General features: G+C 60.6%; 20 protein-coding genes and 1 pseudogene. 11 read left to right on the top strand and 10 right to left on the bottom strand.

The genetic code is table 11. From position 1 onward, the window contains the following. The first annotated feature begins 98 nt into the window (after positions 1-98). The 6 genes from adk to ACZ89E_RS16910 all read left to right on the top strand — a co-directional run bounded on the left by adk (position 99) and on the right by ACZ89E_RS16910 (position 4,526). Positions 99-746, top strand: coding sequence for an adenylate kinase (gene adk / locus ACZ89E_RS16935; protein ID WP_149657406.1), 648 nt, complete (start codon positions 99-101; stop codon positions 744-746). A gap of 93 nt (positions 747-839) precedes the next feature. Beyond that, positions 840-1,514 carry a tRNA (adenosine(37)-N6)-threonylcarbamoyltransferase complex dimerization subunit type 1 TsaB gene (gene tsaB / locus ACZ89E_RS16930; protein WP_149657405.1) on the top strand — a complete coding sequence of 225 codons (675 nt, stop codon included), beginning with the start codon at positions 840-842 and terminating at the stop codon, positions 1,512-1,514. Positions 1,515-1,804: 290 nt separating this feature from the next. Next, positions 1,805-2,113 carry a hypothetical protein gene (locus tag ACZ89E_RS16925; RefSeq protein ID WP_149657404.1) on the top strand — a complete coding sequence of 103 codons (309 nt, stop codon included), beginning with the start codon at positions 1,805-1,807 and terminating at the stop codon, positions 2,111-2,113. Next, positions 2,113-2,973, top strand: a complete 861-nt coding sequence (locus tag ACZ89E_RS16920; protein ID WP_149657403.1) for a DUF72 domain-containing protein — start codon at positions 2,113-2,115, stop codon at positions 2,971-2,973. The genes ACZ89E_RS16925 and ACZ89E_RS16920 overlap by 1 nt, the downstream gene beginning before the upstream one ends. Before the next feature lie 33 nt (positions 2,974-3,006). Beyond that, positions 3,007-3,828, top strand: a complete 822-nt coding sequence (locus tag ACZ89E_RS16915; protein ID WP_476256093.1) for an isocitrate lyase/PEP mutase family protein — start codon at positions 3,007-3,009, stop codon at positions 3,826-3,828. 2 nt (positions 3,829-3,830) lie between these two features. Further along, positions 3,831-4,526 carry an extensin-like domain-containing protein gene (locus ACZ89E_RS16910; RefSeq protein ID WP_149657401.1) on the top strand — a complete coding sequence of 232 codons (696 nt, stop codon included), beginning with the start codon at positions 3,831-3,833 and terminating at the stop codon, positions 4,524-4,526. Between the two features lie 15 nt (positions 4,527-4,541). Here the strand turns inward: ACZ89E_RS16910 and ACZ89E_RS16905 are convergent, their stop codons facing one another. After that, positions 4,542-5,162, bottom strand: a complete 621-nt coding sequence (locus tag ACZ89E_RS16905) for an energy transducer TonB (RefSeq protein WP_476256092.1) — start codon at positions 5,160-5,162, stop codon at positions 4,542-4,544. A 94-nt stretch (positions 5,163-5,256) separates the two neighbouring features. On the opposite strand from ACZ89E_RS16905, the gene ACZ89E_RS16900 reads away from it, so the two are divergent. Then, positions 5,257-6,039 (top strand): class I SAM-dependent methyltransferase, encoded by a 783-nt coding sequence (locus ACZ89E_RS16900; protein WP_431978613.1) that lies wholly within the window; start codon positions 5,257-5,259, stop codon positions 6,037-6,039. A 90-nt stretch (positions 6,040-6,129) separates the two neighbouring features. On the opposite strand, the gene ACZ89E_RS16895 is transcribed toward ACZ89E_RS16900, so the two are convergent. Then, positions 6,130-6,780 (bottom strand): TetR/AcrR family transcriptional regulator, encoded by a 651-nt coding sequence (locus ACZ89E_RS16895; protein ID WP_149657399.1) that lies wholly within the window; start codon positions 6,778-6,780, stop codon positions 6,130-6,132. A gap of 94 nt (positions 6,781-6,874) precedes the next feature. Between ACZ89E_RS16895 and ACZ89E_RS16890 the strand changes: the two genes are divergently transcribed. The 3 genes and pseudogenes from ACZ89E_RS16890 to ACZ89E_RS16880 all read left to right on the top strand — a co-directional run bounded on the left by ACZ89E_RS16890 (position 6,875) and on the right by ACZ89E_RS16880 (position 12,662). Further along, on the top strand, positions 6,875-7,975 hold the full coding sequence (locus ACZ89E_RS16890) for an efflux RND transporter periplasmic adaptor subunit (protein ID WP_476256091.1): 1,101 nt from the start codon (positions 6,875-6,877) through the stop codon (positions 7,973-7,975). 6 nt (positions 7,976-7,981) lie between these two features. After that, positions 7,982-11,054, top strand: a pseudogene (locus ACZ89E_RS16885) (efflux RND transporter permease subunit). A gap of 267 nt (positions 11,055-11,321) precedes the next feature. Then, positions 11,322-12,662, top strand: coding sequence for a Fic family protein (locus tag ACZ89E_RS16880; protein WP_476256090.1), 1,341 nt, complete (start codon positions 11,322-11,324; stop codon positions 12,660-12,662). A gap of 151 nt (positions 12,663-12,813) precedes the next feature. Here the strand turns inward: ACZ89E_RS16880 and ACZ89E_RS16875 are convergent, their stop codons facing one another. The 4 genes from ACZ89E_RS16875 to plsB all read right to left on the bottom strand — a co-directional run bounded on the left by ACZ89E_RS16875 (position 12,814) and on the right by plsB (position 17,229). Next, the gene (locus ACZ89E_RS16875) at positions 12,814-13,503 is read right to left on the bottom strand and encodes a DUF4197 domain-containing protein (protein WP_149657395.1); all 690 of its coding nucleotides are present in this window, start codon (positions 13,501-13,503) and stop codon (positions 12,814-12,816) included. 28 nt (positions 13,504-13,531) lie between these two features. Further along, the gene (locus ACZ89E_RS16870) at positions 13,532-13,930 is read right to left on the bottom strand and encodes a YbaY family lipoprotein (RefSeq protein WP_149657394.1); all 399 of its coding nucleotides are present in this window, start codon (positions 13,928-13,930) and stop codon (positions 13,532-13,534) included. Positions 13,931-14,039: 109 nt separating this feature from the next. Next, on the bottom strand, positions 14,040-14,645 hold the full coding sequence (locus tag ACZ89E_RS16865; RefSeq protein WP_149657393.1) for a hypothetical protein: 606 nt from the start codon (positions 14,643-14,645) through the stop codon (positions 14,040-14,042). Between the two features lie 94 nt (positions 14,646-14,739). Then, positions 14,740-17,229: a glycerol-3-phosphate 1-O-acyltransferase PlsB gene (plsB, locus tag ACZ89E_RS16860; protein WP_476256089.1), complete on the bottom strand. Its 2,490-nt coding sequence runs from the start codon at positions 17,227-17,229 to the stop codon at positions 14,740-14,742. A 165-nt stretch (positions 17,230-17,394) separates the two neighbouring features. On the opposite strand from plsB, the gene ACZ89E_RS16855 reads away from it, so the two are divergent. Further along, positions 17,395-17,604, top strand: a complete 210-nt coding sequence (locus ACZ89E_RS16855; RefSeq protein ID WP_010462862.1) for a cold-shock protein — start codon at positions 17,395-17,397, stop codon at positions 17,602-17,604. Between the two features lie 218 nt (positions 17,605-17,822). On the opposite strand, the gene ACZ89E_RS16850 is transcribed toward ACZ89E_RS16855, so the two are convergent. The 4 genes from ACZ89E_RS16850 to ACZ89E_RS16835 form a co-directional block, all read right to left on the bottom strand. Next, positions 17,823-18,200: a hypothetical protein gene (locus tag ACZ89E_RS16850; RefSeq protein WP_149657391.1), complete on the bottom strand. Its 378-nt coding sequence runs from the start codon at positions 18,198-18,200 to the stop codon at positions 17,823-17,825. Between the two features lie 75 nt (positions 18,201-18,275). Further along, on the bottom strand, positions 18,276-19,085 hold the full coding sequence (locus ACZ89E_RS16845; RefSeq protein WP_123405727.1) for a putative RNA methyltransferase: 810 nt from the start codon (positions 19,083-19,085) through the stop codon (positions 18,276-18,278). Next, complete coding sequence (gene dapE, locus ACZ89E_RS16840; protein WP_133837231.1) at positions 19,085-20,236, bottom strand: succinyl-diaminopimelate desuccinylase; 1,152 nt, start codon at positions 20,234-20,236, stop codon at positions 19,085-19,087. The genes ACZ89E_RS16845 and dapE overlap by 1 nt, the downstream gene beginning before the upstream one ends. A 196-nt stretch (positions 20,237-20,432) precedes the next feature. Beyond that, positions 20,433-23,024 carry a glycosyltransferase gene (locus ACZ89E_RS16835; RefSeq protein WP_463259519.1) on the bottom strand — a complete coding sequence of 864 codons (2,592 nt, stop codon included), beginning with the start codon at positions 23,022-23,024 and terminating at the stop codon, positions 20,433-20,435. Positions 23,025-23,173 lie beyond the last annotated feature (149 nt).

Raw genomic sequence — 23,173 nt, 5'->3', positions numbered from 1 at the left:
CAGCCTTTGGCCGTTTGGGCGGCCACGACCCTATTTTTGAGATTGGCCCCACGAGGCGAATCTGACGTTATCTATATAAAAAATTGAGGAGCACATCGATGCGCGTCATTCTGCTGGGAGCTCCCGGGGCCGGTAAAGGTACTCAGGCTAAGTTCATCACCGAGAAATTCGGCATTCCGCAAATCTCCACTGGCGACATGCTGCGTGCAGCGGTCAAGGCCGGCACCGAGCTGGGCCTGGTCGCCAAGAGCGTCATGGACAGCGGTGGTCTGGTCTCCGATGACCTGATCATCAATCTGGTCAAGGAACGTATCAGCCAGGCCGATTGTGCCAACGGTTTCCTGTTCGACGGTTTCCCGCGCACCATTCCCCAGGCTGAAGCCCTGGTGAAAGCCGGCGTCGAGCTGGACCACGTGGTCGAAATCGACGTCAAGGACGAAGACATCGTCCAGCGTATCGCCGGTCGTCGTGTCCACGAGGCCAGCGGCCGCGTGTACCACATCGTCTACAACCCGCCGAAAATTGCCGGTAAAGACGACATCACCGGTGAAGAGCTGGTGCAGCGCAAGGACGACACCGAAGAAACCGTGCGTCATCGCCTGTCGGTCTACCATGCCCAGACCGAGCCACTGGTGAAGTTCTACCAGGAGCTGTCCACTGCTCAAGGCAAGCCGAAGTACAGCCACATCGAAGGTGTTGGCTCGGTTGAAGCGATCACCGGCAAGGTGCTTGAAGCGCTGAACTGAAAAGTCTGAATCGCTTCATCTTCTACGGCCCGCTTGCGGGCCGTAGTTGTTTATACTGGCGCACTTTTACTGACCTCTCTTACGGAAACATCGATGAGCACCTTGCTGGCCCTGGACACCGCGACTGAAGCTTGCTCCGTTGCCTTGCTGCATGACGGCAAGGTGACGAGCCATTACGAGGTGATCCCGCGCCTTCATGCGCAAAAATTGTTGCCGATGATCCAGCAGTTGTTGGCCGACGCCGGCACGACCCTGCAAGCGGTGGACGCCATCGCCTTCGGCCGTGGGCCGGGCGCGTTCACGGGCGTGCGGATCGCCATCGGCGTGGTTCAAGGTTTGGCCTTTGCCCTGGAGCGCCCGGTGTTGCCGGTGTCGAACCTGGCCGTGCTGGCCCAGCGCGCTTATCGCGAACACGGTGTGAGCCAGGTCGCGGCGGCCATCGATGCGCGGATGGATGAAGTGTATTGGGGCTGCTACCGCGAAACGGCGGGGGAGATGCGGCTGGTGGGCAACGAAGCCGTACTGCCGCCGGAAGTGGCGGCGTTGCCGGCGGATGCCAGCGGCGAATGGTTCGGCGCAGGCACCGGTTGGGGTTATGCCGAGCGCATCGGCGTCAGCCTGACCGGGCAGGACGCGGGCATGTTGCCCCATGCCGAAGACCTGCTGACCCTGGCGCGGTTTGCCTGGGAGCGCGGTGAGGCGATTGTGGCGGATTTGGCGCAGCCGGTTTATTTGCGCGACAAAGTCGCCACCCCGAAAGCGCGGTGACGTACACGCTTTTGTGGCGAGGGGGCTTGCCCCCGTTGGGCTGCGAAGCGGCCCCAAATCCAGCACCCGGTTATGCCTGATGCACCACATTGACTGGTTCTACGACTGCTGCGCAGCCGAACGGGGGCAAGCCCCCTCGCCACAATGAGTATTCCAGATGCGGCCAATCGTCAGTTTCTAACCCCGGGCTTTAAACCTTTTTCCTTTTATGTGTTCTAGTTATCACTCGACAGTTTGCGAAGTGGCTTGCGCGCCACTAAACTGCCATCACTGATACCGAGCATGCACTTATGCGTATAGACGGCTTTTCTTCTCAGTCCTACCCCATCAAGCGCAAGCCTCGCAAAGGCAATGTCGCGCTGGATGAATCCGTCGATGATATCGACGGCGAGCTGGAAATCCCGTCCGAAGAACAAATGGCCGCCCGCGCCGCCAAAGCTTCCGCGCAACGCTTGAGCAATCTCCCCGCCCGTCAGCAAGACATGATCTACCACCGCGCCATGAGCAAGAGCGTCGCGATGGCCCTGGCCAGCTACTTGAGCACCGCCGGTTTTGTCGATTGGGACGCTGATGTGCTGGGCCTCGATCTCTACATCTGATGTTGCTGCCTTACTACCTCGGTTGCCCGTCCTGGAGTGAAAACGCCTGGCGCGACTATCTCTACCCGCAAGACGCCAAACCCGCCGAATTCCTCAATCTGTATTCCCAAGTGTTCAACGCCGTTGAAGGCAATACCACCTTCTACGCGAGCCCGGCTGCCTCCACTGTGCAGCGCTGGGCCGACACCATGCCCGAACACTTTCGCTTCACCGCCAAATTCCCCGGCGACATCAGCCACAGTGGCGACCTGCGTGAACAACTGACCGCCGTCGATACCTTCCTGCAATTGCTCAGCCCGCTGGGCGAACGTGTGTCGCCGCTCTGGTTGCAACTCTCCAAAAGCTTCACCCCGCAACGACTGTCGGAACTGGCCGGTTTTATCGATGCGGTGGACCGACCGCTGGCGGTGGAAGTGCGGCATGACGAATTCTTCGCCAAGGGCGATGCCGAGCGCATGCTCAATCGCCTGTTGCTGGATCGCGGCGTCGAGCGGATCTGCCTCGATCCGCGGGCGCTGTTCAGTTGCATCTCGACCGATCCGTCGGTGCTCCACGCCCAATCGAAAAAGCCCAAGGTGCCGCCGCGCCCCGCAGCGTTCACCCAATTTCCCCAGGTGCGATTCATCGGCCATCCGCAATTGGAAGCCAACGATCCGTTCCTCGTGCCCTGGGTCGAGAAAATCGCCACGTGGATCGAAGAGGGCCGCACGCCCTATATCTTCCTGCACACCGCCGACAACCTGCTGGCGGCGAAACTGGCGCAACGTTTCCACGGGCAACTGATGCTGCGTTTGCCTGGCTTGCCGCCGCTGCCTGAGCTATACAGAGAGCCCGCCGCCGAGCAACTTGGTTTGCTCTGAGGCGGATTTCTTCCTCTTCTCAGGAGCCTGCCAATGGATGCGCAAACCCTTCGAGCCCAGGCGTTCAAAGCGCTGCATGAACGCGCGGGGGCTTTTGTCATTCCCAATCCGTGGGACGCCGGCTCGGCGAAGATGCTCGCCAGCCTGGGTTTCGAGGCGCTGGCGACCACCAGCGCCGGTTACGCTTTTTCCAATGCGCGCCCCGATGGCGGCTTGTCGCTGGACGACACCCTGGCCAATGTTCGGGCGATTGTCGCGGCGACGGATCTGCCGGTGGCGGTGGATCTGGAAAACGGCTTCGCCGACGACCCGGCCGAATGCGCCCAGAGCATCTTGCGCGCAGCCGAGGCGGGGGCGGTCGGCGGTTCGATTGAAGACGCGACTGGTCGTGAAGACGCGCCGATCTACTGCTTCGAACATGCCGTGGCACGAGTCGAAGCGGCGGTAAAAGCGGCGCGCAGCCTGCCGTTCCCTTTCATGTTGACGGCCCGCGCCGAGAACTTCCTGCACGGCAATCCTGATCTGGATGACACCATTCGCCGCTTGCAGGCATTCGCCGAGGCGGGCGCCGACGTGTTGTATGCGCCGGGCCTGCGCAGCGCCGAAGACGTGTTGGCGGTGGTCCGTGCCGTGGCGCCGAAACCGGTGAATGTGTTGATGTCCGGTGGCCTCAAATTGACGGTCGAGCAGTTGAGCGAGATGGGCGTCAAACGCATCAGCGTCGGTTCGGCCCTGGCCCTGGCGGCGTATGGCGAATTCTTCCGCGCGGCGCAAGAGATCAAAACCTCGGGCACCTTCAGTTTTACCTCGCGCTCCATGCCGTACGCGAAGGCCAATCAGTTCTTCAAGGACTGACGATGCGGTTTGCCAAGGGATTGCTGCTGGTGTTGTTGGTGATGGGGGCGGCGGGGATCAGTGTCTGGCGTGGCTGGATTCCCGTGCCCGCGCCTTGGAATCCCTGGGCGCCGCTGGACGTGAACGCCGCGCCGAATTTTCTGACCCGCTACAAACTGATGCGCCTGCGCAACGACCCGCAATTGTGCGACCAGGCGTTGAGCAGTTCCGGTTTGCGCGTTTCGCGCCAGGCCGACAGCCCGGACGCGACATGCCCGTTGACCAATACCTTGCGCGTTCAGGGCGGCGAGGTGGCCCTGAGCAGCAGTTTCCTCGCCAGTTGTCCGTTGGCGGTGGCGTTCGCCCTGTTCGAGCGCCACGCCTTGCAGCCGGCGTCACAGGCGGTTTACGGCCAGGCGGTGACGCGGGTCGATCACCTCGGCAGTTTCGCCTGCCGCAACATGTACAACCGCGAGAATGGTGCCCGCAGCCAGCATGCCGGCGCCAACGCGTTGGACATCGCCGGTTTCCGCCTGGCCGATGGCCGAACCATCAGCGTGCTCAAGGATTGGCCAAAAGATAACCGCGACGCACAATTTCTACGCCAGGTGCGCGACGGCGCCTGCGACATGTTCAGTGTGGTGTTGAGCCCGGACTACAACGCCGCCCATCGCAATCACTTTCATGTGGATGTGGGGCCGTGGTGGGTGTGTCGCTGAAGGGATGCTGAGGGATCAGGCGGCGATGCGCAGGTTTTGCAGGACGATTGGGCGAGCCCAGCCGTTATCGAAATCGAGTTGTTTCTGCTGTTCAACCAGTTCTTCTGGCGAGAACGGCGGGAACGGTTTGTCCAGCAGGTGCAGTTCGAATTCGGCAATCGGCAGATGCAGCGGACGCGGCTGCGGTGCCGGGCCTGCGGCTGGCACCGGTTGGCCGGCGGTGAGGACGATTGGGCGGACCCAGCCACTTTCAAAGTTCTGCTGTTGCTGCTGGGCGACGATTTCTTCCGGCGGGAACGGCGGGAAAGGTTTGTCGGCCAGGTCCATTTCGAACTCGGCAATCGGCAGGAACAGCGGCTCTGGCGGCTTGACCTGGGTTTCTGTCACATCGCATTCGCGCTGGGAAATGATGTGCGCGTAGAGCTCGCTGCCAACGGTCGGCTCCACCGGGCTTTCCAGATCCACCGGTGGAAACGTCCCGCACGCCGGCGCCACATCGCTCGACTGTTCGGCCAGGGCCTGGGCAAAAAAATCTTGCCACAGGTGACTGACGCCGCTCAGTGCTTGGGAGTTTCGCAGGCCATAATCGCCATGACGCGATAAGTAGCCTACGGATGTGGTTTGAATGTCTGACATTTTTCTCGGTCGACGCTCAGCTCTGGCAAAATGCTCGATAGTTTTGTTATCGGACGTTTTTGGCCGATCATTAATTTTTTGAGCACCTTTTCCCATGATTGAACAACCCGCGGCCTGCCGCATCCATGTCGAGGCCTCGGCCCCGGCGTTTCAGCCACAGGCCGAGCAATGGGCCGAGCGCCTGGGCTTGCCCCTGCAGGTGGATGACGGCGAGTTTGCCTTGCAGGTGGGCGAGCAGGGTTTGCAGCTGCAACAGCTGGGCCCCGATGCGCCGGGGCCGGTGCGGGTGGACTTCGTCGAGGGTGGCGCGGCCCATCGCCGGTTGTTCGGCGGCGGCACCGGGCAGATGATCGCCAAAGCGGTCGGCATCGCCCAAGGCGTGCGCCCACGGGTGCTGGATGCCACGGCGGGGCTGGGCAAGGATGCGTTCGTGCTGGCGAGCCTGGGTTGCGAGATGAGCCTGATCGAACGTCAGCCGCTGATCGGCGCGTTGCTCGAAGATGGCCTGGCCCGTGGCGCGGAAGATTTCGACGTGGCGCCCATCGTGGCGCGGATGCGCTTGCTCAAGGGCAATTCGATTGAAGTGATGCGCAATTGGGAAGGCGAGCCGCCGCAGGTGATTTACCTCGACCCGATGTTCCCGCACCGTGAGAAAACCGCGCTGGTGAAGAAGGAAATGCGCCTGTTCCGCCCGCTGGTAGGGGATGACCCGGATGCGCCGGCGTTGCTTGAAGCGGCGTTGGCCCTGGCCAGCCATCGGGTGGTGGTCAAGCGCCCGCGCAAGGCGCCATGTATTGAAGGGCCGAAGCCGAGTCATGCGCTGGACGGGAAATCCAGCCGGTATGACATTTATCCGAAGAAGGCGTTGAAGCCCTGATACCGAGTCGCTCCATTCGCGGGCAAGCCTCGCTCCTACAGGATCTGCGCGAACCCTGTAGGAGCGAGGCTTGCCCGCGAAGGCGCCCGACTAGGCGCCAACAATCTCAGGCCTGTAAGCCCGCATAAACAACCCCACCACTTCCCGCACATGACTTTCCGCCGCGTCGCCAATCAACGGCTCACCGCAGCCATACAACAACCGGAAATTCCCCGCCCCCTTGAGCAGGCAAAAGAAATGCTCGGCGGCATTGCGCGGTTTATCGATGCTCAGCGCACCCGTCTGATCGATCCGGCTCAGCAAGCGCTCCATGCCATTCAACATGCGCTCCGGCCCGGCTTCGAAGAAGATCAGCGACAGTTTCGGGTCCTGGCTGCCCAGGCTGATCATCAAGCGATGCAAGTTCACGGATTCATCACTGTTGATCAGCTGATGAAAGCCCCGGGCGATGTTCAGCAGCACCGATTCCACCGAAATGCCTTCCGGCAATTCGAAGAACAGCGGTGGCAATTGCTCTTCGCACTTGGCCACCACGGCGGCGGAGAACAGGGTCTCCTTGTCGTTGAAATGGCTGTAGACCGTCAGCTTTGACACCCCGGCCTCGGCCGCCACGGCGTCCATGCTGGTGCTGGCATAACCATTACTCAGGAACAGAATTTTCGCCGCATCGAGGATGGCCTGGCGCTTGGCCAGATCCTTGGGGCGGCCCGGACCACTGGATGCTGAAGGATTGTTCGACATTCTTCGCTTTTAATACTGGACTGGTGAGTTTGCTATTAATAACATACCGGCCAGTATAATTATTCCAAGCACCATTAGCGAAAGGTCCTTCACCATGTTCCGCTATGCCTTGCCCCTCGCGTTGCCAGTCAGTCTGGCTTTTTTATTGTCGGCGTGTGGTCACGACGAGGCACCGCAAGTCAGCGTGCGACCGGCCATGGTGGTGCAGCCCGAGCCTTCGGCCCAGGCGATGGAAAGCTTTCCCGGTGAAGTGCGCGCCCGTTATGAGCCGGACCTCGCATTCCGCATTGGCGGCAAAGTCAGCCGACGACTGGTCGAGGAAGGCCAGCGGGTCAAGGCTGATCAGCCTCTCGCCGAGCTCGATCCCCAGGACGTGCGCCTGCAACTGGAAGCCACCCGCGCCCAGGTCACTGCCGCCGAAGCCAATCTGAACCTGGTCCGCGCCGAGCGGGATCGCTACAAGACCCTGATGGACCGTCAGATGGTCAGCAAATCCGCGTACGACAATTCCGAAAACCTTTACCGATCCGGTGAAGCGCGCCTCAAGCAAATCAAAGCCGAATTCAACGTCTCGACCAATCAGGCCAGCTACGCCGTGCTGCGTGCGCCCCAGGACGGGGTGGTGGCCAAGCGTGCGGTGGAAGTCGGCCAAGTGGTCGCCGCCGGACAAACCGTGTTCACCCTCGCCACCGATGGTGAGCGCGAAGTGTTGATCAGCCTGCCGGAACAAAGCTTCGGCCGTTTCAAGGTTGATCAACCGGTGTCGGTGGAGCTTTGGACTCAGCCCGGTCAACGTTTTACCGGACGCATCCGCGAGCTGTCGCCGGCAGCCGATCCCAAGTCCCGAACCTTCGCCGCGCGCATTGCCTTCAACTCCGGCAAAGTCCCGGCCGAACTCGGCCAGAGTGCCCGGGTGTTTATCCAGACCGCTGCCGTAGTCTCACTGGCCGTGCCGCTGTCGGCGGTCACCGCGGAAAACGGTGCGACCTACGTGTGGGTGGTCGGCGCCAACAATAGGTTGAAGAAAGTCCCGGTGCGGGTCGGTGCCTTCGGTGAGAAAACCGTGCCGGTACTGGAAGGCTTGAACGCCAGCGACTGGGTGGTGGCCGCCGGTGTCCATGTGCTTCTCGACGGGCAGCAAGTGCGCCCGGTGGATCGCTCCAACCGCGTGGTCAATCTGGCGGACAAGGAGTAATTCCCGATGGGTTTCAATCTTTCTGAATGGGCGCTGCGTAACCGCCAGATCGTACTGTTCCTGATGCTTTTGCTGGCGATCGTCGGCGCACTTTCCTACACCAAGCTCGGCCAGAGTGAAGACCCGCCGTTCACTTTCAAGGCCATGGTGATTCGCACCAATTGGCCGGGGGCCACGGCCCAGGAAGTCTCGCGCCAGGTTACCGAGCGTATTGAAAAGAAGCTGATGGAAACCGGCGAGTACGAGCGCATCGTCTCGTTCTCCCGTCCGGGTGAGTCTCAGGTGACGTTTATCGCCCGGGATTCGATGCACTCGGCGCAGATTCCGGACCTGTGGTATCAGGTCCGCAAGAAAGATCAGCGATATCCGCCAGACCCTGCCGCCGGGCATTCAAGGCCCGTTTTTCAACGATGAGTTCGGCACCACCTTCGGCAATATCTACGCCCTGACCGGCGACGGTTTTGACTACGCGGTGCTCAAGGACTACGCCGACCGCATCCAGATTCAGCTGCAACGGGTCAAGGATGTGGGCAAGGTCGACTTGCTCGGCTTGCAGGACGAGAAGATCTGGATCGAACTGTCCAACGTCAAACTGGCGACCCTTGGGCTGCCATTGGCGGCGGTGCAGCAGGCCCTTGAGGAACAGAACGCGGTGTCTACTGCCGGGTTCTTCGAAACCAGCAGCGAGCGATTGCAGCTACGGGTCACGGGGAGTTTTCAGACGGTCGATCAGATAAAAAGCTTCCCGATCCGGGTCGGTGATCGCACGTTCCGCATCGCCGATGTCGCCGACGTGCGTCGCGGTTTCAACGATCCACCGGCGCCGCGCATGCGTTTCATGGCCGAAGACGCTATAGGCCTGGCCGTGGCGATGAAGGACGGCGGCGACATTCTGGTGCTGGGCAAGGCCCTGGAAGTCGAGTTCGACCGTATCCAGAAAAACCTCCCGGCCGGCATGCAACTGCGCAAAGTGTCGGACCAGCCTGCTGCGGTGAAAACCGGGGTCGGCGAGTTCGTCCAGGTGCTGGTGGAAGCCTTGGCCATCGTGTTGCTGGTGAGCTTCTTCTCCCTCGGTGTGCGCACCGGCATGGTCGTCGCGTTGGCCATTCCGCTGGTATTGGCGATGACCTTCGCCTGCATGTATTACCTGGGCATCGGCCTGCACAAGATTTCTCTCGGTGCACTGGTACTGGCCCTGGGGTTGCTGGTGGACGACGCGATCATCGCCGTGGAAATGATGGCGATCAAAATGGAGCAGGGCTTCGACCGCATCAAGGCCGCCAGCTATGCCTGGACCAGCACCGCGTTCCCGATGCTCACCGGCACCTTGATCACGGCCGCCGGGTTTCTGCCGATTGCCACCGCGCAATCGGGCACCGGCGAATACACTCGCTCGATTTTCCAGGTGGTGACCATCGCGCTGCTGGCCTCGTGGATTGCCGCCGTGGTGTTTGTGCCGTACCTGGGGGAAAAACTCCTGCCGGACCTGGCGAAAATTCACGCCGCCAAACACGGCACGGCTGACGGCCAAGCCGACCCTTACGGCACACCGTTCTATCAACGGGTCCGGCGCCTGGTGGAGTGGTGCGTGCGCTGGCGCAAGACCGTGATCACGCTGACGGTCATCTTGTTCATCGCTTCCATTGTGCTGTTTCGCTACGTGCCGCAGCAGTTCTTCCCGGCCTCGGGGCGTCTGGAACTGATGATTGATCTGAAACTGGCCGAAGGCGCGTCCCTGAGCAACACTGCCGACGAGGTTAAACGCCTTGAAGGCCTGTTGAAGGATCACGCCGGCATCGACAATTACGTGGCCTACGTCGGCACCGGCTCGCCGCGCTTTTACCTGCCACTGGATCAGCAGTTGCCTGCGGCGAGCTTCGCCCAGTTTGTCGTCCTGGCCAAGACCATCGAGGAGCGCGAAATCCTGCGCACCTGGCTGATCGAAACCCTCAACGAACAATTCCCGGCCCTGCGTTCACGGGTCACGCGCCTGGAAAATGGCCCGCCGGTTGGCTATCCAGTGCAGTTCCGCGTCACCGGCGAGCACATCGAAGAAGTCCGCGCCCTGGCCCGTAAAGTGGCGGAGAAGGTTCGCGAGAATCCCCATGTGGTCAACGTCCATCTGGACTGGGAAGAACCGAGCAAAGTCGTGTACCTGAACGTCGATCAGGACCGCGCCCGGGCCCTTGGCGTGAGCACCGCCAACCTGTCGAAGTTCTTGCAAAGCTCCCTGACCGGTTCCAGCGTCAGCCAGTACCGCGAAGACAACGAGTTGATCGAAATCCTGCTGCGCGGCACCGTGCATGAGCGTACCGAACTGTCGTTGCTGCCGAGCCTGGCGGTGCCCACCGACAACGGCAAAAGCGTCGCGCTGTCGCAGATCGCGACCCTGGAATACGGCTTCGAAGAAGGCATCATCTGGCACCGCAATCGCCTGCCCAACGTGACCATTCGTGCCGACATCTACGGTAAGGAGCAACCGGCGACCCTGGTGCAACAGATCATGCCGACCCTCGACCCGATCCGCGCGGAATTGCCTGACGGCTACCTGCTGGAAGTCGGCGGCACCGTCGAGGACTCGGCCCGCGGGCAGAACTCGGTGAAGGCGGGTGTGCCACTTTTCATCGTGGTCGTGCTGACATTGCTGATGCTGCAACTGCGCAGTTTCTCACGCACCGCGATGGTGTTTTTGACAGCGCCATTGGGACTGATCGGCGTGACCCTGTTCCTGATGGTGTTCCGTCAACCGTTCGGCTTCGTCGCCATGCTCGGGACCATCGCGCTGTCCGGGATGATCATGCGCAACTCGGTGATCCTGGTGGACCAGATCGAACAGGACATCGCCGCCGGGCTCAAACCGTGGCAAGCGATCATCGAGGCGACGGTGCGCCGGTTCCGGCCGATTGTGCTGACGGCACTCGCCGCGGTCCTGGCGATGATTCCGCTGTCGCGCAGCGTGTTCTTCGGGCCGATGGCAGTGGCGATCATGGGCGGGTTGATCGTCGCGACGGCACTGACGTTGCTGTTCCTGCCGGCGCTGTATGCGGCGTGGTTCAGAATCAAGAAAGACCCGGCCTGATTCCCCACGCAGGAGCAGCCTTCGGCAGTTCCTACAGGTATTGATCGTTCCCATGCTCTGCGTGGGAATGCCGCCATTGACGCTCCGCGTCAGCCTTTGATGTGAAGCGGAGCGTCACGGGATGCATTCCTTTGCTGCGCGTGGGAACGATCAAGATCGCGGCCTGCGGTAGCTCCTACAGGAATTTCAGAAGTCTCTGATATTGAGTCGCAGAGGGCTCAATGCTGTACTCCAGGCTCGGTTTGACGAGTTCTTGAGACAGTCGCAATGAAAAAGCCCCCCGCGCTGAAGGGCCGGACCGACCCGGTGTTCGACCTGTTGGCGCAATCACCTCACAAGGAACGCCTGTCGGATTACCTGGCGTTGCTAAAACCCCTGGATGACCAAGGGCGCTACTTGCCGTTTGATGATCTACGCTACCGCTGGGCACCAGGACTGGATAGCCATCTCTGTTGGGCACTGGTCAAGAAGGCCCGAACCGCCCAGTACGCCAGCCTGTTGCCATTGGGTGAACCGATCCAGTGGGGCAGTTTCGTGCTGACACCCGTCGCGCAGAAAGCCATTTCGGCGGTCGATCGGCAAGCCACCACTGCGGCGCTGGCGTACATGAGCAGCCAGATCGGCGAGCACGCGCATTTCAGTTATCTGCTCAATGATCTGATCGAAGACGAGGCCATCAGCAGCAGCCAACTGGAAGGTGCGGCCACCACCACGCGGGTGGCCAAGGACATGCTCAAGCGCAAACGCCTGCCGCGCACGCCGGACGAGCGAATGGTCATTGGTAATTACAAAATGATGAATTTCGCCTGGGACAAGCGTTACGAACCCCTGAGCGTCGAGCTGATCGCAGCGATTCATCGGGTGGGTGTCGAAGGTATCGATGACCCGCAATATGCGCCGGGGACCTTCAGGCTCAACGACAACGTCGTGGTGCAGGACGGTGAGGGCAACACCGTCCACACACCGCCTCCCGCAGCGGGGCTTGAGTCACGCTTGCAGGCACTGTCGACGTGGATCAACCAGTCCCACGACGCCTCTGATCAGGTTGATTACCTTCATCCGTTGATCAAGGCCATCGCGCTGCATTTTGCCCTGGGCTATGAGCATCCTTTTCGCGATGGCAACGGCCGTGTCGCACGGGCGCTGTTCTATTGGTTTATGTTCAAGAATGACTTTTCGGCCTTTCGCTACATAGCCATCAGCGTTTTGCTGCGTAACGCGCCGGTGAAGTACGGGCACTCGTATTTGCATACCGAGTCCGATGAGCTGGACCTGACTTACTTCATCGATTTCCAGTGTTCGGTCATCTTGCGGGCCGTCACCGGTTTTACAGAGGTCTATCGCAAAAGCCTGGCATACACCGAGCATTTTGACCGATGGCTGATGGCCTCCGGATTTTTTGACCAGCTCACCGAAAAACAGCGGGCTATTTATCAAGTGGCCAAGAGTGGGGTGGCGAAGGAGTTTACGGCGGCCAATGTGATGGACAATCTGAATTGCTCGTACAAAACAGCAGCGGCCACCCTGAACGGGTTGGTCGATCTGCAGGTGTTCGAGAAACGCAAGATGGGGCAGGAGTGGGTCTTCTTCTTGCGAACAGACCCGTAGGAACTGCCGAAGGCTGCGATCTTGATCGTTCCCACGCTCTGCGTGGGAATGCCGCCATGGACGCTCTGCGTCCGCTTAAAAAGTGACGCGGAGCGTCACGAGATGCATTCCTTTGCTGCGCGAGGGAACGATCAAACGACCTGCAGCGGGTTTACAGCGTACCAAACACTTTCTTGGCCAAACTGGTCGCCGCAGCAGCCGGGTTCTGGCGAATGGTTTCTTCCTGTTTGCCGATCATCTCGAACAAGCCGTTCAACGCCTGCTCCGTCACGTAGCTTTCGATGTTGGCGCTCTTCGCATCCACCACGCCCAACGTCGCCGCCTGGCCGGCGAACGAGTTGTATTGTTTGGCCAGGCCGACCTGGTCGGTGGCTTGCTTGACGATCGGCAGGAACTTGGCGCGGATCTGTTCGCGGCTGGATTTGTCCAGGTACTGGGTGGCGGAGTCTTTGCCGCCGCTGAGGATGCCCTTGGCGTCGGACACACTCATTTTTTTCACCGCATCGATGAGGATAGGCTGGGCCTGGGTCACGGCGGTTTCGGCCGCTTTGTTCATGCTGGTTTCCAGTTGATCAACCTGAGCGCCCATGCCGAAGGCTTTCATCTTGCTGGCGACTTTGCCCAGTTTGCCCGGCAGTTCGATCTTCACGTCCGGGTTGTTGCTGAAACCGCCCGGCGTGCCGAGTTGTTTGACGGCCAGTTGCGCGCCTTGGGTCAGGGCGTCTTTCAAACCACCCGTGGCGTCGTTTTGCGACAGGTCATTGAGGGACAGCGCCAGGGCGCTGGCGGAAATCATCAAGCCTGCGCACAGGCCGGCGAAGCGAAGGGTAGGGCGGAGCATGGCGGCTTCCTTGTACGAATAAGGGAAATTAGCGGACGGCGTCGACGCGGATTTTCAGTGGTTGCGGATCGTTGCCGTCGAGTTGCACGGCATGGTGCTCGGTGGTGATGAACATCAGTTCACCGTTCACCTCAATGCGCGCACTGACCGAATAACGATGACCGGGTTTGACCTGCGCCGGGTCGTAGCTCAGGTGAAACGGCAGCGGGACCTGGCCTTTGACCGGGCCTTTCTGCTCATCGAGCACCACGGCGGGGGCGTCGGCCAGGGACACGTCCTGCAGGCTGACGCTCAAGGTGGCGCTCGGCGGCAAGGCGATGCGTTGCAGATAGAACACTTCGCCATCGAGGCTGGTTTTGGCGCCAGGGTGCAGGGTTTGGCAGGCACCGAGCAGAGTGGTCAGGCAAACAAGCATCAGTTTTTTCATCGAGGGCCTCTAAGACATTGGCGCCAGCAGGAACCTGGCGCCCGGGGAATTTAGCGGATTTTGCGGTGCACGTCGAAATTCAAACAATCGGCTGGCCGATAAATGCAGATCAGCGGGCCGAAACTTCTTTAAATCCAAACGGCACGAGTACGGCGAGATCGGGGTAGACAGAGATATCCTGGCCAAATCGGTTTTCCATGCCTTTCAATGTGTAACGTTTGCCGGGGACTACTTGTGCCGGATCGTAATTCAGATAAAACGCCGTGGCTGTTTCTTCATCGCACTGTATACGCACCAGTTCCGCGCCCGGTTCATTATGTTCATGGGCGCGGATGGTAATCGCTTGATCGCGCTCGACAAGTTTTGGCTGTTGCGCCTCAACATAAAGTTGCCCGATCGGACTCAGGTGAAGTGTCTGGTAATGGGGCGCCTTGTCGACAGTAATAAAGTAGTCAAGGTCCAGTAACAAGGGCTGGCGATTATGGCTGAGTTGAACATTGACCTGATATTTGACGCTCACATCTTCATAGTTGTGCGGGAATGAAAAATTCCACTGCCCGTCCGCGATGTCGGGATGAATCCGGTTCATGACAGTGATGGGGCGGGAGGCATTAATGATTTGAATGTTGATGCGTGTCTCACGCTCGCCCTCCGTCGGCACGGAATAAAAAGGCGGGAGCTTGAATGTCAGGGTGATAGTCGAGTTGTTATTCATCGCGATGTCCTTATCGTGATAATGAAAAAACTCAATTTATCCGTTAATTAACTAATAAGGAAACGTCCGTGTTTCCTTGTTAGTTGTCGGGAAGTTACAACGGGCTGGCGTCCGCCGCATCTTCACTGCGATGCAACGCCACCTGACGGATCGACAAGCGAATCTCCGCCGGCAATACGCGCTTGGCCGCGCCTTCTGCCAACTCGCCGAGCAACTCGTGATAGCTCAGCTTGCCAGCCTCATCGCGCTTGAGTACGTCGAGGTCAAGCAGGGTCTGGATAAAGTGACGGAACAGGCTCTTATCGAAGAACTCCGGGGCATTCAGGCCATGCAGGATCGACAGGCGCTGGGCCATGACTGTGCACAGGTCTTCCAGCTCTTCGGCGCTGATGCTGTTCTGGCCGCTGTTGAGCAGCAGGGACACCGTCATGTAGAAGCGTTGCAGGGTCTGGGCGATGCTTTTCGACAGCAGGGTCAGCAGCACGAAATGCCGCGAGCTAGGCGCCGGACGCAGGAACACATCGTTCTCGAACCGCAGCAGGCCTTGCTCGACAAAGGCTTCAAGCCATTGATCGACCACCGCCTCCAGTTCATCCATGGACCAGCGAATGAACAGTTCCGATTGCAGGTACGGATACAGCGCGCGGGTGTAGCGCAGGATCTGTTCGCGGCTCATGCGCGACGCGCTCTGGAAGAAGCTCGCCAGCAACGCCGGCAGCGCGAAGATGTGCAACACGTTGTTGCGGTAGTAGGTCATCAGGACGGCGTTCTGCTCGTCCAGGTACAGAATCTTGCCCAAGGCATCGCTCTGCTCGGACAGCAGATCCATGTCCTTCACGTGCTCGATCAGCGCGCGACCGTCACCTTCCGGCAACGTGGTGTGCGGCGAGTATGGGACCTTGCGCAACAGCGCCAGATACAAATCAAGCACCCGCGCCATCGCACGATCATCCAGTGCCAGACGGCTGGTGGACAGCAGCGCCAGCGCCACCAGGTTCACCGGGTTGATCGCCGCTGCTTCGTTCAGATGCTGTGCGACTTTCTCGCCGAGGCGGTTAGTGGTTTCGTTGAGCCAGGCCGGTTTGTACTGCAGGCCCAGTTCCTGTTGGCGCCAGTCCGGCTGTTCGCTGTCGAGGAATTCCGCGAGTTTGATCGGCTCACCGAAGTTCACCGCCACCTGGCCGAAGCGCTGCTTGAGGGCGCCGATGACTTTGAAGATGTCGAAGATCGACTCTTTCTTCTTGCTCGCGCCACGCAGTTCGCCGAGGTAGGTCCGGCCTTCCAGGACACGCTCATAACCGATGTACACCGGGATGAACACGATGGGCATGCGCGACGAACGCAGGAAACTGCGCAGGGTGATCGCCAGCATCCCGGTTTTGGGTTGCAGCATGCGCCCGGTGCGCGAACGACCGCCCTCGACGAAGTACTCGACCGGGAAGCCCTTGGTGAACAGGGTGTGCAGGTATTCGTTGAACACCGAGGTGTAGAGCGGGTTGCCCTTGAAGGTGCGGCGCATGAAGAACGCGCCGCCGCGACGCAGCAGGCTGCCGATCACCGGCATGTTCAGGTTGATGCCCGCCGCAATGTGCGGCGGGGTCAGGCCGTTGCGGAACAGCAAGTAGGACAGCAGCAGATAGTCGATGTGGCTGCGATGGCAGGGCACATAAATGACTTCGTGACCCTGGGCGACTTTCTGCACGCCTTCGATGTGGTTGACCTTGACCCCGTCGTAGATCTTGTTCCAGAACCAGCTCAGCACCACTTCCAGGAAACGGATGGCGGTGTAGGTGTAGTCCGAGGCGATCTCGTTGCCGTAGCGCAGGGCCTGGGCCTTGGCTTTCTCCGGGGAGATGTTCTCGCGCTCGGCTTCGTCGAGGATCGCTTGCTTGACCAAAGGCTGGTTGAGCAGGCCTTTGACCAGGTTGCGGCGGTGGGAAATGTCCGGGCCGATCACCGCAGCCTTCAGGTTGCGGAAGTGCACCCGCAGGATGCGCTGGGCCATGCGCACGGTGCGCTCGTGGCCCTTGTTGTGCTCGATCAGCTCGCGCAGATGGATCGGCGCCGAGAACTGCACCCGAGTCTTGCGCCCCAGCACGATGATGCTGAGCAAGCGGCGCAAACGCCCGGTGACCGCCCAGCTGTCGGCGAACAACAGCTTCCACGGGCTCGACTCGCTGTCCGGTGACTGGCCCCAGAACACGCTGACCGGAATGATCTGCGCATCTTCGGCAGCGTTCTGGCTCAGGGCGCTGACCAGGCGGGTCAGGGTCGGCGGCGCGCCGCGTTTGTCCTGGCGGCCGAGCCAGTCGGGCTCCGGCGTCAGGTAGAAGAACGCGGCAGGTTCCAGCAGATTACCCACCGACACCGGCAGCACCGGGCGCGGCAAGCCGGCCTTGGTGCACTCGGCGTCGACCACGGCCAGGTCGGTCAGCGAAGGGTTTTGCAGGACGTAGAACACCGGACGGCTGCGGTCGAGGTTGAGGGTAAGGGACGACTGGTTGATCGTCTCCGAGCGAACCCAGAGGTACAACAGTCGGCGCAGGGTGCCAAACACAAGACGACGGAACGGGGAGCGGGTCATACGGCTTCTGCGTGAGTGAATAAAACCGAGCAGTTGCTCGGGGGGCGGACAGTGTGCCGTATTCGCCGAAAATCGGCAAAAAAGCACTCATCCAATCTGTAGTTGAGAGTTTTCGCGCCTGTCATATACTCGACCGCTCAAAATAAAAAGAAGAGGGACTGATACATGGCAACGCGCGAAACCGGCAATGTGAAGTGGTTCAACGACGCCAAGGGCTACGGCTTTATTCAACGCGAGGACGGGGTGGACGTGTTCGTGCACTACCGCGCGATCCGTGGCGAAGGCCACCGTTCGTTGGCTGAAGGACAGCAGGTTGAATACGCCGTGGTGACGGGGGAGAAGGGGTTGCAGGCTGAGGATGTGGTGGGGTTGTAGACCCGATTCCCGGATTACGCATGACCTGACCGATCGTTCCCACGCTCTGCGTGGGAATGCATCCCGGGACGCTCCGGGTCCCTTCAACGGCCGAACGCGGAGCGTGGGAACGATCAAAATCACCTGTAGGAGCGAGGCTTGCCCGCGAAGCTTTTAGCGCCAGTGATGACGCCTTCGCGGGCAAGCCTCGCTCCTGCAGGTTTGTGGTGATGCTGCTTTTACGCGGTTTTCCAGGTGATCTCTTCTTCACCATCAACGCTGATACGCATCCAGCGATCCGCCGCTTCTTCACCTTCTTCCTCGACCCACGTACCCGGCGCGCAACGCACTTCGACGTTCAACGCGGCAAAGGCTGCACGGGCGCAGGCGATGTCGTCGTCCCACGGGGTCTGGTCGCTTTCCAGGTACAGGCTGTTCCATTTGCCCACGGCTTTCGGCAGCCAGGTCACGGGTACGTCGCCGGCCTTGCACTTGTAGGTCTGGCCTTTCTTTACCCACTCGGTGCAGGTGCCGAGCGCGGTGTTCAGCCACTCTGCGACGGCTTTGTAGTCGACGTCGGCGTCTTTCAGGTAAATCTCGATATCGGGTTGGCGCATGGATGTCCTCACTGCGGTCTTGAAAAATCCATTCGCGGATTTAGCCGGCCTCAAGCTGTTGCTCAAGACCAAAAATTATTGAAGTACGAAGTAATCGTAACGCATCGACACGGTGACCTCGAACGGCTCGACCTGCTCGATGACGGCGGCGCGGCGTTCGGCACTGGCGCGCCAGCCGTGGGGCGTCATGGCTAACAGGTTGGCACGATCCTGACCACTTTCCAGTATCAGTTTGAATTCCAGGGTTTCGCTGTGCGCCAAAGCCATGCCTTCCGGCACCAGGGCCAGGTGCTTGTCGTCGGTGTACTCGCGCACTTCGTCGTACAGGCTTTCGCGCAATTCCATCAGGTGGCCGCTGGTCGGGCCGACTTTCATCAAACCGCCGCCGGGGCTGAGCAAGCGCTTGGCTTCTTCCCAGTCCAACGGGCTGAAGACACTGGCGAGAAACTGGCAACTGCCGGACGCCAACGGCACCCGCGCCATGCTGGCGATCAACCAGGTCAGCTCGGGGTTACGTTTGCAGGCACGTTTGACCGCTTCCTTGGAGATGTCGAGGGCGTAGCCGTCAGCATTCGGCAAGGCCTCGGCGATTTGCGCGGTGTAGTAACCCTCGCCACAACCGATGTCGAGCCAGCGCTGGGGCGCGTATTGCGCCGCCAGTTCCGCCAGGCGCTTGGCCACCGGCGCGTAATGCCCGGCGTTCAAGAAATCGCGGCGGGCCTCGACCATCGCCAGGTTATCCCCAGGGTCGCGGCTGTTCTTGTGCTGCACCGGCAACAGGTTCAGGTAACCCTGGCGCGCGCGGTCGAATCGATGCCCGGCGGGGCAGGCCACGCCGTTGTCCACCGCGTTCAGCGGTTCGCTGCAGATCGGGCAGGCAAGCATCAGGCGAGCAACTTGATCAGGGTCTGGTAGTAGATTTCGGTCAGCACGTCGAGGTCAGCGGCCAACACCCGCTCGTTGACCTGATGGATCGTCGCGTTGACCGGCCCCAGCTCAACCACTTGGGTGCCCATGGTCGCGATAAAGCGCCCGTCAGAGGTGCCGCCGCTGGTGGACGCCTTGGTTTCGCGACCGGTGATGTCCTTGATGCTCGACGCCACGGCATCCAGCAACGCGCCCGGTTCGGTGAGGAACGGCAGGCCCGACAGCGCCCAATCCACGTGCCAGTCCAGGCCATGCTTGTCGAGGATGTCAGCGACGCGCTTTTGCAGGCCTTCGACGGTGGATTCGGTGGAGAAGCGGAAGTTGAACACCGCCACCAGGTCACCCGGAATCACGTTGGTCGCGCCGGTGCCGGAGTTGACGTTGGAAATCTGGAAGCTGGTCGGCGGGAAGAAATCGTTGCCGTGGTCCCAATGCTCGGCGGCCAGCTCGGCCAGGGCCGGGGCAGCGAGGTGGATCGGGTTCTTTGCCAGGTGCGGATAGGCCACGTGGCCCTGAATCCCGCGCACGGTCAGCTTGGCGCCGAGGGAGCCGCGACGGCCGTTCTTGACCACATCACCGACCAGCGTCGTGCTCGACGGCTCGCCGACGATGCACCAGTCCAGACGTTCCTTGCGCGCGGCGAGGCGTTCGATCACGGCTTTGGTGCCGTGGTGCGCCGGGCCTTCTTCATCGCTGGTGATCAGGAACGCGACCTTGCCCTTGTGGTCCGGGTAGTCGGCGACGAAACGCTCGGCGGCCACGGTCATGGAGGCCAGGCTGCCTTTCATGTCCGCCGCGCCACGCCCGCAGAGCATGCCGTGTTCGTCGATCAGCGCGTTGAACGGATCGATCTGCCAGGCCGTCACCGGACCGGTCGGGACCACGTCGGTGTGACCGGCGAAGCACAGCACCGGACCGTCGTGTTTGCCGTGGGTGGCCCAGAAGTTATCCACATCTTCGATGCGCATTGGCTCAAGCATGAAACCGGCATCGCCCAGGCGCTGCATCATCTGCTTCTGGCAATCGGCGTCGACCGGCGTCACGGACGGACGGCGGATCAGGTCGATGGCGAGTTGAAGGGTCGGCGAAAGGTCGGCGTGGGCCGTCATGGAAAACTCCGGAAGCTCGATTTGTAGGAGCGAGGCTTGCCCGCGAAGAACGATAATGCGGTGTATCTGTTACACCGAGTCGCTTCATTCGCGGGCAAGCCTCGCTCCTACGGGGGTTAGGCTGGGCGCGCAAAATGGCGGTTATCTTAAAGCAAAACGGCGGCCATTGGCCGCCGTTTAGTGCATCTGGACTGATTTAGACGGCTGGTAGCGGCTCAGCCTCGGCGGCCGGTTTCGGCAGCGAAGACAGGAACGCCATGATCAGCGCCGCCAGGTACGGCAGCGACTGCACCAGCAACATGATCACCCAGAAGCGGATGTCGTTGCTCGGCAGGCCCTGCACCAGGAAGATCCCCAGCGCAGCGCCCCACAACAGCAGCATGATGAACACCTCTTCCCGCGCCTCCGAAATCGCCACCCAGAAGCCGTGGTTGTCGGCGTTTTTCGGCGTACGGAAGAACGGAATGCTGCTGGTGAAGAAGCCGTACAGCACCGCTTTGGCGATGGTGTGCGACAACGCCAGCCCGGCCAATGCCGCGCAGAACGCATCTTTCAGGTTGACCCCAACTGCACGGCGGTACAGGAAGATGATCTTGGCCACCTTGAACACGAACAGCGCCAACGGCGGGATCGCGAAGATCAGCAGCGGTGGATCGACCCGTTGCGGCACGATAATCATCGCCGCCGACCACAACAGCGCGCCGACGGTGAAGAAGATGTTCATGCCATCCGCGACCCACGGCAACCAGCCCGCGAGGAAGTGGTAACGCTGGCCACGGGTCAGCTCGGTGTCCTTGCCGCGCAGCAGGCTGGCGGTGTGACGCTTGATGATCTGAATCGCGCCATAGGCCCAGCGGAAACGCTGTTTCTTGAAGTCGATAAAGGTATCCGGCATCAGGCCCTTGCCGTAGCTGGTGTGGTAATACGCCGCCGACAAGCCTTTCTCGAACACGCGCAGACCCAACTCGGCGTCCTCACAGATGCACCAGTCAGCCCAGCCAAGCTCCTCGAGCACCGAACGCCGGGTCATGGTCATGGTGCCGTGCTGGATGATCGCGTCACGGTCGTTACGGGTGACCATGCCGATGTGGAAGAAACCTTTGTATTCCGCGTAGCACAGCTTTTTGAAGGTGCTTTCGTTCTGGTCGCGATAATCCTGTGGCGATTGCACCACGGCGATTTTCGGATCGGCGAAGTGCGGCACCATGTGCTTGAGCCAGTTCGGGTCGACGCAGTAGTCCGAGTCGATCACCGCAATCACTTCGGCATCCTTGGCGGTGTGCGGGATCAGGTAATTCAGCGCGCCACCCTTGAAACCGGCCAACGGGGCGACGTGGAAGAACTTGAAACGCGGACCGAGGGTTTCGCAGTAATCGCGCACCGGTTCCCAGACCGCCGGGTCCTTGGTGTTGTTGTCGATGATCAGGACTTCGAAGTCTGGATAATCGAGGTTGGCCAGGGCGTTGAGGGTCTGTTTGACCATCTCCGGCGGTTCGTTGTAGCACGGTACGTGAATCGAGACTTTCGGTCGGTAGTCCGAATCCCCCACGACCGGCAGGAATTCTCGCCGGCGCTTGTGGGTCCAGACCGCTTCGGCCAGTTCATGGGCTTCGGTCAGCAATACGATAAACACCCCGAGCGCACCGAGGGCGAGCAAGAAGCCCACCGTCAGGCTGAACCAGGTGCTGTATTGCTGGCTGTAGTCGTAGCCGATCCACACCAGAACCGAACCGCACAAAAACGCGATAAAGGTCAGGAAGGTGCGGCCCCGTTGACGCAGGGCCGAGCCGTCGATCATCAGCAAGGTCAGGGACAACAGCGCCAACACGGCCGAGCCGATCGCCAGTACCCGCCACTGCGGGATCGCCACGACCGGGCCTTCGAAGTTGAATTTCTGCTGACGCGCGGCGTTGAACACGCCCCAGTAAGCGCCCACCGAACCTTCGTCCGTGGCCTTCCACGGCTGGTCAAACGCTTCGATCACGAAGTAGTTGAAGCCTTGGCGATTGAGCTTGTTAACCAGTGTGCGCAGGTAGATCGCCTGATCCGCCGGGCTCGAATCGGTGCCGCCACGCATGCGGCCGTTGCTCGGCCAGCCAACCTCCGACAGCAGCAGCGGTTTTTTCGGGAACATCTTTTTCAGGTCCCGGGCGCGGTCGAGGACGAACTGGCCGGCCTTGTCCACCGGAACGAATTCCCAGTAAGGCAGAACGTGCGCGGCGATCAGGTCGACGTGCTTGGCCAGTTCCGGGTGTTCTTCCCAGACGTGCCATTGCTCGGACGTGGTCACCGGCACTTTCACGGCGGCGCGCACGCGGTCGAGGATGACGCTGAGTTCCGCTGCGGTAATTTCCTTACGGAAGATCGCCTCGTTACCAACCACCACGCGAACCACGCTGCGGGAAGTGTTGGCCAGTTCGATGGCGCGCAGGATCTCGCGTTCGTTGCGTTCCTGGTCCGGGCTGATCCAGATCCCCAGGGTCACCCGCAGGCCGAACTCTTCCGCCAGTTTGGGGATGTCCTGCAGCGTGCCATCGACCGAGTAGGTGCGGATGTTGTCCGTCAGCTTGCTCATGATCTCCAGGTCGCGACGCATTTCATCGTCGGACGGGTATTGGTCTTTCTGCGGGTACTGGCCTTGTTGGAACGGCGAGTAGGAAAAACCGGAGATCTGTTCAGGCCAATTGGGGGCGGTGACCGGGCGGTTGATCAACGCCCAGAAGCCGGTAAACAAGGCTGCGATGGCAAGCACCACGACCAGGTTGAGTCCAAATTTACGCGATGACATAGCTTTTTCGGGTTCCAGAGGCTGTGGAACGAAGGAACGGTCGGCATGCTGCCAAGGGGCGCGCATCCTACACCGTGCTTCCGCTTACCGTACAGGCGGCAGCGAAAAGTCTGACGTTGGGCAATCCGCTTTCACATAAGTTCTTACAC

The organism is Pseudomonas sp. TE3899 (assembly GCF_056279105.1).
This window is presented reverse-complemented; position numbering and strand designations above follow the sequence as displayed.